We start from the raw sequence: 12808 nt of genomic DNA, 5'->3' as shown, positions 1-12808 counted from the left end.
ACCCACTCCCCCACACGTTCGTCTCCGCCGCCCTCAGTACGAGGGCGGCGGAGACAGCGCCGACATGGGCAGGCGGGCTGCAGCGGCGAAGGCGAGCCGATCAGTGATCGGCGGGCTCGGGGACGAGACCGTCCGCGACGAGGCCGGCGAGTACCGCCTCGCTCAACGCATGGACCGCGGACTGCGGGCGGACCATCACGGTGAACTCCTTGATCCGGCCCGTCTCGTCGAACTGGAGCAGATCGATGCCGTGGATCTGCATGCCGTTCACGGCTGCCCGGAAGAGCAGGATCTCCGACGGAGCCTCCGCACCGTCCGTACTGGTCTCGGCCTCGCCGTCGAACTGTCCGATGTAGCGGAAGTCCTCGAAGGTCCGCAGCAGGACACCGAAGAGGCCCAGCACCATCGGCCTGCCCTCGAAGGGCCTGAACTTCACGGGGCTGTAGAAGCGGACATCGTCGGTGAACAGCTCGTCGAGCGCGGTGAGATCCCGCGCCTCCACGGCGGCGCGGAAACGTTCAGCAGTCTCCATGACTCCTCCTGATCCTGATGCTTCTTATACTCAAGAATGTGACTAGTCGGTTTCTTGAGTATGATGCAGGGACGGACAAGGAATGGGAAGGGGCTGCTTCGATGGCCTTGCGGCACGCCGTACTGGCGGCGCTGCTGGACGGTGAGTACAGCGGATACCAGCTGGCCAAGGCGTTCGACATCGGCGTCGCGAACTTCTGGCACGCCCTGCCCCAGCAGCTGTACGCCGAGCTGACCAAGCTGGAGAAGGAAGGCCTGGTCACGGGTCGACAGGTGATCCAGGAGACCCGGCCCAACAAACGGCTGTTCCAGGTCACCGACGCCGGTCGCGCCGAGCTCGAGCAGTTCGCGGCAGCCTTTTCGAAACCCGCGTTCATCCGCGACGACCTGCTGGTCAAGGTCCAGGCCGCCGACCGCATCGGCACCGGTCCCGTGATCGAACAGCTCGAGGAGCGAGCCGCCGTCGCGCAGGCCAAGGTCGAGCTCTTCGGCGAACTTCTGCGGCAGATGCGCGGCGATGCGGACGAGGAGGAGTTCCTGCTCCGCGGCGACCGGATCGGGCCGTACTTGACCTGCCTGCGCGGTCTGGCCTTCGAACAGGACAACCGGGACTGGTGCTTGCGGATCGCGGCCGTCCTGCGGATGAGGCAGAGCACTCCTGCCGAGCGGTGAACACCGGCGCAGTACGCGACCGCGTGCGTGCCCGCGTCACCGTCTCCGGACGGTCGGCCGCCGCCGGTGACAACGTTTTCCGGCGGCGACCACCCGTACGGAACCGGGCGTCTAGGGAGCAGGCCTGGTTCCGATGACAACGGTGGCGTACAGCTCCTCGGAGCTGACCACCTGCGGGATCAGCCCGTCACGGGCGACGGTTTCGACGGCCCGCGGCGCCTGGCGCTCGCTCGTCTCGAACAGCAGATGGCCGCCCGGCGCCAGCCAGAGTGACGCCGCGGCGGTCACCCGCCGCAGGACGTCGAGCCCGTCCGCGCCACCGTCGAGCGCCACGCGTGCCTCGTGGACACGGGCCTCCGCGGGGAGCAGCTCGATCTCTTCGGTGGGCACATAGGGCACATTGGCGAGTAGGACGTCGACGCGGCCCCGCAGCGTGCCGGGCAAGGGCTCGTAGAGGTCACCTTCGTAGACCTGGCCTCCGGCGGCGGTGACATTGCGGCGGGCGCACCGCACCGCGGCGGGATCGATGTCGGCGGCGTGCAGCTCGGCCCGGTCCAGGCCGGCGACCACCGCCGCGCCCAACGCGCCCGAGCCGCAGCACAGGTCGACGACGACAGCTCGCGGCCCGGCCAGCGCGGCGGCCCTGCCGACGAGAAACTCGGTGCGGCGGCGCGGCACGAAGACGCCGGGGTCCACGGCGATCCGCAGGCCGCAGAACTCCGCCCAGCCAAGGACGTGTTCGAGGGGCAGGCCGACAACTCGCCGCTCCACCATGGCAGCGAGGTGATCGGAGTCGCGTGCCGCGGAGACGAGCAACTGCGCCTCGTCCTCGGCGAAGACACAGCCTGCGGCACGAAGCCTGGTGACGATGGCGGAAAGAGGAAGAAGTGACGGTGAAACCGACATACGAACCTTTCGGGATGCCTATGGGCGCTCCCGCGGTCACCTATGCCTGACGGACCGCACAGCCGTGAGAAGAGAGCACCCAGCCTGGTACAGCGGTAATGGGTCTCACCTCCTCGGTACGTTTCCTGCCGGAGACGGCAACACTACCCGAGCCGGACCGCGGCACGCAGTTCGGTCGACGCCCGGGCGCAAACTCGCCCTGCCCAGATATTCTCATCAATGATGTTCACCCCCACGAGCCCCACCTTCCGCGAACTGGCCGTGCAGGCGCTCTCGTCCACCGAGCACGGCTACGACCTGCTTGCTCCGAAGTTCGACCAGACGTCGTTCCGGACATCGGATCGTCTGCTGGACGCGGTGGTACGTGCCGTCCGGCCGCTCGGGCCGTTCGCGGCCGGACTCGACATCTGCTGCGGCACCGGCGCCGGAGTCGGTGTCCTGCGTCAGTTGTGCCAGGAACGCGTCACCGGCGTCGACTTCAGCGCGGGCATGCTCGCCGCCGCCAGGTCCACTCTGCCGGATGTCCCCGGCGCACCGCCGGTGAGCTGGGTGCGGGCCGACGCCCGCGCACTCCCCTTCCGGCGGGCCTTCGACCTGGCCGTGAGTTTCGGAGCGTTCGGTCACTTTCTGCCCCGCGAACGCCCCACGCTCTTCGCGCAGGTGCACGCGGCGCTGAAGCCCGGCGGCCGGTTCGTCTTTCCCGTTCCGGCACCGCCTCGAGTGGGCTCGAGGCACTACTGGGCCCTGTGGGGCTTCGACGCGGCGATGCGCGTACGGAATCTGCTGTGGCACCCGCGCTTCATCATGTACTACCGCACGTTCCGGCTGCCGGATGTGCTGGACGAACTGGCGCAGGCAGGGTTCACCGTGGAGGTGCTGCCACTGCCGGAGATCGGCCGGCGGCCGGACGGCAGTCCTCGCTGCGTTGTGGTGGTCGCACGCCGAGCGTGAGCACAGGGCTTCACCGGGCCACGACCTCGCGGGCCGGCGCCGTCGGCCGGAGACGTGAGTGGTGGCGGCTGTAGAGCAGGTACACCGCAAGGGCAACAGCGAGCCAGCAGGCGAACAGGGCGTACGCGGGCAGCGGAAGTCCGTAGAGCAGGTAGCCGCAGAAGGACACGGACAGCAATTCTGCTCAGCCTGCGTCCTTGCCGTGTGACTCCCACTGCCTCGTGATGTGCCCGGCCTGCCGGGTGAGCGCGGCCACCAGTTCCTGTGCGCTGGGTGCGACGGTCGAGCGGAGGATCGCGACGCTGATCTCGCGGGCCAGCGGTGGCCCCTCCAGCGGCCGTACGGCGAGGTCGTCGCGCGGGGCGCCGAGTGCGAGGCGGGGCACCAGGGCCACGCCGGTGCCGGCCGCGACGAAGCCCTGCACCATGGCGTAGTCGTCGGTCCGCATCACATGCACCGGTTCGAAGCCGTGCTGCGCGCAGGCCCAGGACAGGACGCGGTCGCACGGATCGCGGGGATCCGCGGCACCGACCCAGTCGTCGTCGCGCAGCTCTTGCAGCGGCACCCGGTCCAGCGCCGCGCATCTGTGATTGTCGGGCATGACCAGCAGCAGCGGGTCGGTCAGCAGCGGGTGCAGTGCGAAGTCCTCGTCCAGGTCGAGTCGGTCGCCCGGCTGGGAGAAGACGAGCGCGGCCTGCAGCTCGCGGGACCTCAGTCCGCGCAGCAGGCTGGGCAGTTCTCCTTCGGCGAGGGAGATATGAACTCCCTTCTGGTTCAAGGCTTTTACGGCAGGTGGCAGCAGCAGCGCACCGGCCGTGGGAAAAGTGCCGATACGCAGCGTGCGGGTGCCGCGCTCGGCCAGGCCGCGGACTTCCCATTCGGCGAGCTGCAGCCGCTCAAGGACCGCTTCCGCATGCGGCAGCAGTGTCTCGCCGAGTTCGGTGAGTACGGCGCCACGGGGCCCACGCTGCACCAGCGGAGCGTCGAAGTGGGCTTCGAGGACGGTCAGATGGTGCGTGACGGTGGGCTGTGCGTAGTGCAGCGCGCGGGCGGCGCCCGCGAGCGAGCCCTCTTGCGCGATGGCCTTGAGTACCTGGAGGTGACGAAGCTCGAGCATATAGACAGTCTATGGAGATACCCAGAGAACTGAAGCATTCCTCTATGAGCCTCCCGCTGGCACTCTGACCGGCGTGAACACCAGAACCACAGCAGTACCCGACCTCTCACCGCCGGTGTCCGCGCAGTGCCGCGCTCCGTTTGCCGAGGCCCTCAGGACCCACGCCGGCCGGGGCTGGCTCCGCCTCAACGTCCCGGGTCACGCCGCCGAGCCCGACAGCTTCGGCCCGCTCGCCGGGACCTTCGGGCCCGAGCCGCTGCGCCTCGACTTCCCTCCGCTGCTCGAGGGCCTCGACCTCGGTACGGCTACCCCCATGGACGAGGCGCTGGCCCTGGCCGCGGAAGCGTGGGGAGCGCGACGCACCTGGTTCCTGACGAACGGCGCCTCGCAGGGCAACCACACCGCGTCCCTGGTGGCCCCGGCCCTGGGACGTACCCTCGTCGTCCAGCGCAGCGTGCACTCCAGCGTGATCGACGGGTTGGTGCTGTCCGGGCTGAAGGCCGCCTTCGTCCAGCCGTCCGTCGACACGGAGCAGGGCATCGCCCATGGTGTGACGGCCGAGGATCTCGCCGCGGCCATCGCCCGGCACCCCGATGCCGCGGCCGCCTATGTTGTCTCCCCCAGCTACTTCGGTGCGGTCGCCGACGTACGCGCGCTCGCCGAGGTGTCGCATGGCGCGGGCATCCCGCTGATCGTGGACGAGGCCTGGGGTGCGCATTTCGGATTCCATCCGCGCCTTCCCGGTAACGCGCTCTCGCAGGGCGCCGACCTGGTCACCTCCAGTACGCACAAGCTCGCCGGCAGCCTCACCCAGTCCGCGATGCTGCACCTCGGGCACGGACCGTTCGCCGACGTGCTCGAGCCCTTGATCGACCGGGCGTTCCGGCTGGTGCAGTCCACGAGCTCGAGCGCACTGCTGCTGGCCTCCCTCGACCTGGCCCGGATGACGCTGATGGCAGGCCGCGACGCCGTCGGCGCCTCCGTCGAGGCAGCGGACGAGATACGCCAAGTGATCCGCTCCGTCGGCCGGTTCGCCGTGGTCAGCGACGGCTTCGGACGGTTCCCCGACATCGTGACGGCCGATCCGCTGCGGATCGCCATCGACACTCGCGCCGGGGGGATCCCCGGCCACGAGGCACGCCGCCGGCTGTCGCGCGACCATCGGATCATGGTGGAGGTGGCCACCGACTCGGCGATCGTCGCGGTGGTCGGCGCCGGTTCGGCCCCCGGCACCGACCGGTTCATCAAGGCCCTGCACGCCTTGCCGTCGCCTCTTGCAGGCACCGGTCCCGGAGGCACCGGCACGGGAAACACCGGCGTTGGCGACAGTCTTGGAAGCACCGGCCTCGGAAGCGCCGACGAGCGGCTACGGCTGTCACTGCCGCAGCCCGGACCCTCCCGGCTCACCGCCCGTGAAGCCTTTATGAGCCCCACCCGCGTGGTCCCCGCGGCAAAGGCCGTCGGTCTCATTTCCGCCGACACACTGGCCGCGTACCCGCCGGGCATCCCCAATGTGCTGCCCGGCGAGGTCATCACCGCCGAGACGGTCCGTTTCCTGCAGCGCACCGCGTCGGCCCCGAGCGGCCATGTACGCGGCGCGGTCGATCCGGGCGTCTCGCACATGCGCGTCGTCGACCCATCGCGCGTCGTCGGCGCCGCTGCCACCGCGGGGGCCGACTGACACTCCGCCGCGCACTGACATCAGGTCACGGACCCGGGTCCGTTCCGCATCTGGTTGTCGAACTCCTCTCCCTCCACACCCCCGTCCGAGGGAAGAGCGGGTTCCGCACATCTTGGCCACGCTACGGTTCCAACCGGCACGGAAGGCACACCCGGAAGGCAGTGTGGCCGGGGCGGCTGGTCAGATCGACCCGCCCGCCGTGCGCGGTGGCCACCGCGTGGGTGATCGCCAGCCCGAGACCAGTACCGCCGGCGCTTCTCGCCCTGCCGTCATCGGTCCGCACGAACCGGTGGAAGACCTCGGCCTGCAGCGCTTCGGGCACGCCCGGCCCGTTGTCCTGGACGACGAGCTCCACCTTGCCGTCCCGCCCTGCAAGCCGGAGGGTGACCTGTGTACCCGCCGGTGTGTGGGTGCGGGCATTGGCGAGAAGATTGGTCAGCACCTGCTGCAACCCCCGCTCGTCGCCGCGGAGTACCACCGGTTCCTCCGGCAGCTCCAGGACCCATCGGTGTTCCGGTCCGGCGGCGCGAGCGTCACTGACCGCGTCGAGCACCAGCCGGGTCAGGTCCACAGGTTCGCCGGCCAGCGGGCGTCCGGCGTCGAGCCGGGCCAGTAGCAGCAGATCGTCCACCAGCTCGCCCATCCGCACCGACTCGCACTGGATCCGGACGAGAGCGTGGCGTACCTCGCCCGGTACCGGCGCCTGGCTGCGCAGTGCGAGCTCCGCGTGGCCGCGGATCGAAGCCACCGGGGTGCGCAGCTCATGGCTGGCGTCCGCGGCAAAGCGGCGCAGCCGCTGCTCGCTGGCGTGCCTGCGCGCCAGCGAATCCTCGACGTGCTGCAGCATCCGGTTGAACGCCCCGCCGACCCGGCCCACCTCGGTCCTCGGATCGGTGTCCGGCACCCGCTGAGGCATTGCCACATTGCCGCCACCGAGCGGGAGCTGGGCGACCCGGGATGCGGTGGCGGCCACCCGCCTCAGCGGGCGCAGCGACAGCCGCACCCCGAGCGCTCCGGCGATCCCGGCGGCGAGCAGAGCCGCGCCGAACACCACCGCCTCGACCAGTTGCAGTCGGCGTACGGTGTCCTCCACCGGCTGCAGCGGCAGCCCGGTGATCAGCACATCGCCCGCCGGGCCGCGGATTCCCATCAGCCGGTACTCGCCGAGCGCGGAGAGCTGGACGCTGCGGCCCTGGCCGTCTGCGGGTATTTGCGTCAGATTCTTACGGTCGGACGCGTTCAGCGGCACCGCGGTCTCCGTCCGGTCGCGCACCACTGCGGCCTGGGTCACCGAACCGCGCAGAACACAGGCGCCGAAGGTGCCCGCGGACTGCCCGCGGGTGTCGGGGCCCGACGCGGACTTCTCCGACGCCAGGGCCGGATCCAGGCTGGCCGGGAAATGGCCGCCGACCGCCGTCAGCTGCTGGTCGAGCCGACGCACCAGAAACCCTTCCAGAGCGGCGGTCGTTGCGACGCCGACGGCCAGGCAGCTCAGGGCAAGCAGCACCACCAGACCGAGAGTGAGCCGTGCTCTGAGGCTGCGGGCGGACGGCAGGGGGAGACGTTTCATCGTGCGTCCGGTTTGAGTACGTAGCCGACGCCGCGCACCGTATGGATCAAGGGGGTGCGTCCGGCGTCGATCTTCTTGCGCAGATAGCTGATGTAGAGCTCGACCACATGAGCCTGGCCGCCGAAATCGTAACTCCACACGCGGTCCAGGATTTGCGCCTTGCTGAACACCCGCCGCGGGTTGCGTACGAGGAATCGCAGCAGTTCGAACTCTGTGGGCGTCAGATCCACCACCTGTCCGGCGCGCGACACCTCGCGGGCGTCCTCGTCCATCACCAGGTCGCCGACGGCCAGCAGTGTGCTTCCGTCCGTCGTACGGGTCATTCCGGCCCGGCGCAGTAGCCCGCGCAGCCGAGCGAGCACCTCCTCCAGGCTGAACGGTTTGGTGACGTAGTCGTCACCGCCTGCCGTGATCCCGGCGATGCGGTCCTCGACGGCGTCCCGCGCGGTCAGGAACAGCACGCACACCTCCGGAAGCGCGGCACGCAGCCTGCGGAGCACCTCCAGGCCGTTGATGTCGGGGAGCATCACGTCCAGCACCACCGCGTCGGGGCGGAACTGCGAGGCGGTGGCCAGCGCATCCTGGCCAGTGCCGGCCGCCCTGACCTCCCAGCCCTCGGAACGCAGCACGTCACAGAGGATGCCGGCCAGATCGGGTTCGTCGTCCACCACGAGTACCCGCACTTGTGTGCCGTTGGGGCGACGCAGACCGGCAGGTGCGGCGGCAAAGGCCTCGGTCGTCCGTCTGCCGTCGGGTGCAGACGGTGGGGAGGAGTCGTCGGTCGCGGGGGTGTCGGGCAGTTCCATGGTCCTCGCAGTATTACGTCCCAACCTCTGAGTTTCCTCTGAGTCCACCGGTTGACCGGCTGAGGGCCCGCGTTCAGAGGAAACCCAGAAATTCCGCTGCCAGGGTGAGCCACCGACCGGTTCCCGGGCCGCCCTGGCGCCCCCGGAATGCCAGGCCGACGCCCGGATGTCCAGCCGAAGGGGATTCCTGATGACCACCGTCCAGCACACAGGTACGGCCGCGTCCGTGCCCCGGCACGCGTCGCCGCCGAAACGGCGGCGGTGGAGGCTGCCCGCCCCTGCGGTCCTGGTGGTGATCTACTCCGGTGCGGCGGCGGTACTCGGCCTGTGGTGGCGGCACACGCCCGCAGTCGTCGGCGTCGACGGCTGGCTGACGGGCGCCGGGCGGATCACCGGACTCCTGGCCGGCTACGCCTGCGCCGTCCTGCTCCTGCTCATGGCGCGGATTCCGGCCCTCGATCGGGGCGTGGGCACCGACAGGCTCGCCCGCTGGCACGCGATCGGCGGGCGATACACCGTCGCCCTCGCCCTCGCCCATACGCTGCTGATCATCTGGGGGTACTCCATCAACTCCACGACCAGCGTCGTGGACCAGACGACCACATTGGTGCTGCGTTACCCCGACATGCTGAAGGGCACCATCGGCCTGATTCTGTTCGTCGTGGTGGGCGGAGTGTCAGCACGCGCGGCGCGGCGCCGCCTGAGCTACGAGACCTGGTACTACCTGCACTTCTGCACCTATCTCGCGGTCTATCTGGCCTTCTTCCACCAGCTGTCGAACGGCGCCGACTTCGTGGCGGACCGTCCGGCCCGGGTGGCCTGGTACACCCTGTACCTCGGGACGGCGGCGCTGCTGCTGCGGTATCGGTTTCTCAGCCCGCTGCTGCGTGCGCTGCGTCACCGGCCGCGGGTGGCCGAGGTCCGCCCGGAGGCCCCCGGTGTCGTGTCCGTGTACCTCACCGGCAAGAACCTGGACCGGCTCGGCGCGGAGGCCGGCCAGTTCTTCCGCTGGCGATTCCTCACCCCGGGGATGTGGTGGACGGCCAACCCCTTCTCACTGTCCGCCCCGCCCGATGCCGGCTACCTGCGGATCACAGTGAAGGAGGCAGGTGGCCACAGCCGTGCGGTGGCGCGGCTGCGGCCCGGCACCCGGGTCTGGGCCGAAGGGCCGTACGGAGGCTTCACAGCCAACCGCCGCAGCAGGTCGAAGGTTCTCCTGCTCGCAGGCGGCGTCGGCATAACACCGCTGCGTGCCCTGTTCGAGACTCTGCACGGCGAGGTGACGCTGCTCTACTACGCCCGCCGCGAGGAGGATCTGGCGCTGCGCGGTGAGCTGGACGAGATTGCCGCTGTCCGTCGCGCCCGGGTGCTCTACGCCGTCGGCGAGGGCGCTCTGCCGTTGACGGCAGAGTCGTTGTGCGGGGCGATCGGGGATCTGGCGGAACACGAGGTCTATCTGTGCGGGCCGCCGGGGATGACCGCGGCGGCCAAGAACGCCCTGCGGGACGCCGGAGTTCCGCGTCGCCACATTCACCACGAGTCGTTCGAGTTCTGAGGAGGAACTGCTGTGAACCGATCCATGAGCCGACCTGTCATGGCCACCACGGCGACCGTCGCCGGTGTGGTGCTGATACTGGCGCTGAAACCGCAGGAGAGTCCGGCAGTGGCGTCCGCGCCGCCGGTCAGGCCTTCCGCCGGCGCATCCACGAGCGCGCCGCCTGGTGGCAGTCCGTCGGGCGCCGCCGACTCCGGCCGGCCGTCAGGCACCTTCACCGGTGACACGGTCAACGCCGGGCAAGGAGGAGCGGTACAGGTCGAGATCACCATGAACCAGGGCCGGCTGACCGCGGTGGACGTCCTGCAAGGAGTGCACGAAGCCGGCCCCAGCGCCGACGCGATGGCCCGGCTGACTCAGGAGGCACTGGCCGCGCAGAGCGCCCGGATCGACGCCGTGTCCGGCGCCACCTTCACCAGCGAGGGATACGTTTCCTCACTGCAGAGCGCGCTGGACCGGGCGAGTGGGTGAGGGCGAGGCCATGCGTCATGTGGAGCATGTGATGGGCACTGTGTTCTCCTTCGTAGTCCGGAGCGAGCCGAGCCTGGCTGTCCACCAGGCCCTCACCGAAGCGGTGGCGTGGCTCCACCGGGTCGACGAGGTCTTCTCCCCCTGCCGAGCGGACAGCCAGATCAGCCGCCTCGGGCGCGGTGAGCTGACCGTCGGCCAGTGCGACGACGAGGTGGCCGAAGTGCTCGATCTGTGCCGGGCTGCCGGCCGCGCCAGCGGCGGGTGGTTCACCTTCACTCCCGGTGGGCGCCTCGACCCGTCCGCCATGGTCAAGGGCTGGGCGGTGGAGCGGGCCTCACAGATTCTCTGCGAGGCGGGGGCCCGGCACCATTGCGTCAACGGCGGTGGTGACATCCAGGCACGAGGCGAGGCCGGCCCCGGTCGGCCATGGAGCATAGGTGTGGCCCATCCGTTGCAGCCCGGCGAGCTCGTCACCGCGGTCTCCGGCCGTGACCTGGCGGTTGCGACCTCAGGAAGCGCCGAGCGCGGCCACCACATCGTCGACCCGCACAGCGGACGGCCGGCGACCGGGCTGGCCTCGATCACGCTGGTCGGACGGAATCTCACCGAGGTGGACGCCATGGCCACCGCCGCGTTCGCGATGGGCGACGAGGCACGCGAGTGGATCCGGACGCTCGACGGCATCGAGGCGTTCGCGTGCACCGCGGATGCCCGAGTCTGGTGGACACCCGGCTTCGCGGAGCACGGCCTGGTTCCGGCCAACGGCTGACGGCACCTCGAGGCCGCTCTCCCGGCGCCGGCCACTGCTGCGAATCCGGGTCCGTTGTCGCACGTTCCCGAACGTCTGCCTCATCTACGACGTCGATGACGTGACACCTCGTCACAGGCTGAACCGGTCCGGCCGGCAGAGGTGGCGTGCGGACGAGTCTGTGGTGCTCGGAGACCGTCCCTGGGGCCGCGGGTACGGCGGAACAGAACAGGGCCGGCGCCGAGGCGACCGTCGGCCGCCATCGCGAGCAAGGCAGCCGGCGCTTTCGCCGTGTACACGGGCTCATGACGCACATCTGCATGTACAGCACCGTTGTCGGCCAATCTTGACAACGATGTCAGTCAGTGGTCCAGTCCTGCCTTACCGGGATATCGACGAGGAGGCGGCTCTGCGATGGCAATCGGATCAACACCCACGGCGCTCCGGCCCAGTTGGCGTTCCCGCGGCGCTCATGTCGTCGCGCTGATGCGGAGCATGCTGGCCCCGACCGACGTCCTCGCCGCGGACGCCGGAGAAGCCTCCGCCGCCAAGACGAACGGCCCCCTGCCCGTGTACCCGAAGCCCCGGTCGGCGAAGAGCCGACCGGAAGAGGTGCGCATTCCACCGGCCGTGACACTCGTGAAAGGCCCGTCGACCGACGCCTCCGCACTCGCCGTGGCCCGGGAAGTGCTGCGCGACGCCGGAGTGCGCACCATCCATCAGGTCGACGACCGCACTCCCGTACGCGGCGCCCGGCTCACCGTCCATGTGGGCGGGCACAAGGAGAACGCCGCCACCGCCGGTGCGCTGCGCGCGCTGGGTGTGCAGGGCGCCGAGACCATGGCCGCCGAGGGGTACGTGCTCGCGGTCGGCGAGGGCAGGGACGGCCGCGACCGGATCGTGCTGAGTGGCGCGGACGGCGCCGGTACGTACTACGCCGCCCAGACGCTGCGTCAGCTGGTGCACGGCTTACGGCTGCAGGGCGTGGTGATCCGTGACTGGCCCTCGCTGCGGTGGCGCGGGGTGATGGAGGGTTTCTACGGACCGCCGTCCTCGCATCAGCAACGCCTCGCCGATCTCGACTGGTTCGGCCGGCACAAGCTGAACTCCTATGTCTACGCACCGAAGGACGACCCCTATCGGCGGGCAGAATGGCGCAAGCCCTACCCGGCGGACGAACTCGCCCTGATCGGTGAGCTGGTACGGCGGGCCCGGGAGAACCATGTCTCGTTCGGCTACGTCCTCTCCCCGGCCTGTCGGTCCGCTACTCGCAGCCGTCCGAGGCCGCCGCGCTGACCGCGAAGTTCGAGTCGCTGTGGGAGCTGGGCGTACGCAGCTTCGTCGTGGCCTTCGACGACATCGACGACCAGCGGTGGAACTGCGACGAGGACCGGGCGGCTTTCGGCACAGGACCGGCGGCCGCCGCAGGCGCCCAGGCACACCTGGCCAACGCCGTGCAGAAGGCATTCAATGCGGTGCACCCCGAAGCCGAGCCGCTGCAGATGATGCCGACCCAGTACTGGGGAACGTCCAGGACCGACTACACGCGGCGCATCGCGCAGGATCTCGATCCCGGGATCGTCGTCCAGTGGACGGCAAGGTGACGCTGCGGCGCGCTGCGGCGCATGCCGCCGCGTACGCAGGGGCCGGGACGAGCGTGCTCTTTCGGCTGTTGGCGCTACGAATTCGAGGCCTGCCAGGTCGCCGAAAACAGCCCGCGACCGAGCCGTTGACAGGCTTTGCACGACCATGACATCTTTCCCGGGCCGATCAGACAACGTTGTCAAGAAGGGATACGCC

General features: G+C 69.8%; 12 protein-coding genes and 1 pseudogene. 7 read left to right on the top strand and 6 right to left on the bottom strand.

Annotated features, from left to right (window positions below; genetic code table 11):
* Window positions 1-100: 100 nt before the first annotated feature.
* A complete protein-coding gene (locus tag ACFYXH_RS11645) occupies window positions 101-532 on the bottom strand; it encodes a nuclear transport factor 2 family protein (protein ID WP_389561900.1) in 432 nt (143 codons plus the stop codon).
* A gap of 101 nt (window positions 533-633) precedes the next feature.
* On the opposite strand from ACFYXH_RS11645, the gene ACFYXH_RS11640 reads away from it, so the two are divergent.
* A complete protein-coding gene (locus ACFYXH_RS11640) occupies window positions 634-1203 on the top strand; it encodes a PadR family transcriptional regulator (RefSeq protein WP_389561899.1) in 570 nt (189 codons plus the stop codon).
* A gap of 111 nt (window positions 1204-1314) precedes the next feature.
* Here the strand turns inward: ACFYXH_RS11640 and ACFYXH_RS11635 are convergent, their stop codons facing one another.
* Window positions 1315-2109, bottom strand: a complete 795-nt coding sequence (locus ACFYXH_RS11635) for a putative protein N(5)-glutamine methyltransferase (protein WP_389561898.1) — start codon at window positions 2107-2109, stop codon at window positions 1315-1317.
* 222 nt (window positions 2110-2331) lie between these two features.
* Here ACFYXH_RS11635 and ACFYXH_RS11630 point away from each other — a divergent pair, with 222 nt between their 5' ends.
* Window positions 2332-3060, top strand: coding sequence for a class I SAM-dependent methyltransferase (locus ACFYXH_RS11630; protein WP_389562236.1), 729 nt, complete (start codon window positions 2332-2334; stop codon window positions 3058-3060).
* Between the two features lie 10 nt (window positions 3061-3070).
* Here ACFYXH_RS11630 and ACFYXH_RS11625 read toward each other — a convergent pair whose 3' ends face one another.
* Together ACFYXH_RS11625 and ACFYXH_RS11620 are read right to left on the bottom strand one after the other, a co-directional pair.
* Window positions 3071-3229, bottom strand: a complete 159-nt coding sequence (locus ACFYXH_RS11625; protein WP_389561897.1) for a hypothetical protein — start codon at window positions 3227-3229, stop codon at window positions 3071-3073.
* A gap of 15 nt (window positions 3230-3244) precedes the next feature.
* Window positions 3245-4177, bottom strand: a complete 933-nt coding sequence (locus ACFYXH_RS11620; RefSeq protein ID WP_389561896.1) for a LysR family transcriptional regulator — start codon at window positions 4175-4177, stop codon at window positions 3245-3247.
* Between the two features lie 73 nt (window positions 4178-4250).
* Between ACFYXH_RS11620 and ACFYXH_RS11615 the strand changes: the two genes are divergently transcribed.
* Entirely contained in the window at window positions 4251-5858 is a 1608-nt protein-coding gene (locus ACFYXH_RS11615) for an aminotransferase class I/II-fold pyridoxal phosphate-dependent enzyme (protein WP_389561895.1), read from the top strand.
* 121 nt (window positions 5859-5979) lie between these two features.
* Here ACFYXH_RS11615 and ACFYXH_RS11610 read toward each other — a convergent pair whose 3' ends face one another.
* Entirely contained in the window at window positions 5980-7428 is a 1449-nt protein-coding gene (locus ACFYXH_RS11610; protein WP_389561894.1) for a sensor histidine kinase, read from the bottom strand.
* Entirely contained in the window at window positions 7425-8234 is an 810-nt protein-coding gene (locus ACFYXH_RS11605; protein ID WP_389561893.1) for a response regulator transcription factor, read from the bottom strand. Before ACFYXH_RS11605 ends, ACFYXH_RS11610 begins: the two co-directional genes overlap by 4 nt.
* A 190-nt stretch (window positions 8235-8424) precedes the next feature.
* On the opposite strand from ACFYXH_RS11605, the gene ACFYXH_RS11600 reads away from it, so the two are divergent.
* From ACFYXH_RS11600 to ACFYXH_RS11585, 4 genes and pseudogenes are all read left to right on the top strand, one after another.
* Window positions 8425-9789, top strand: a complete 1365-nt coding sequence (locus ACFYXH_RS11600) for a ferric reductase-like transmembrane domain-containing protein (RefSeq protein ID WP_389561892.1) — start codon at window positions 8425-8427, stop codon at window positions 9787-9789.
* A 24-nt stretch (window positions 9790-9813) separates the two neighbouring features.
* A complete protein-coding gene (locus ACFYXH_RS11595; protein WP_389561891.1) occupies window positions 9814-10260 on the top strand; it encodes an FMN-binding protein in 447 nt (148 codons plus the stop codon).
* Between the two features lie 31 nt (window positions 10261-10291).
* Window positions 10292-11029, top strand: a complete 738-nt coding sequence (locus ACFYXH_RS11590; protein WP_389561890.1) for an FAD:protein FMN transferase — start codon at window positions 10292-10294, stop codon at window positions 11027-11029.
* A gap of 393 nt (window positions 11030-11422) precedes the next feature.
* A pseudogene (locus tag ACFYXH_RS11585) lies at window positions 11423-12612 on the top strand (beta-N-acetylglucosaminidase domain-containing protein).
* The last annotated feature ends 196 nt before the right edge of the window (window positions 12613-12808 follow it).

The sequence above is a fragment of the Streptomyces sp. NPDC002730 genome, from assembly GCF_042888805.1.
In the GTDB taxonomy this organism is placed as follows: domain Bacteria; phylum Actinomycetota; class Actinomycetes; order Streptomycetales; family Streptomycetaceae; genus Streptomyces.
This window is presented reverse-complemented; position numbering and strand designations above follow the sequence as displayed.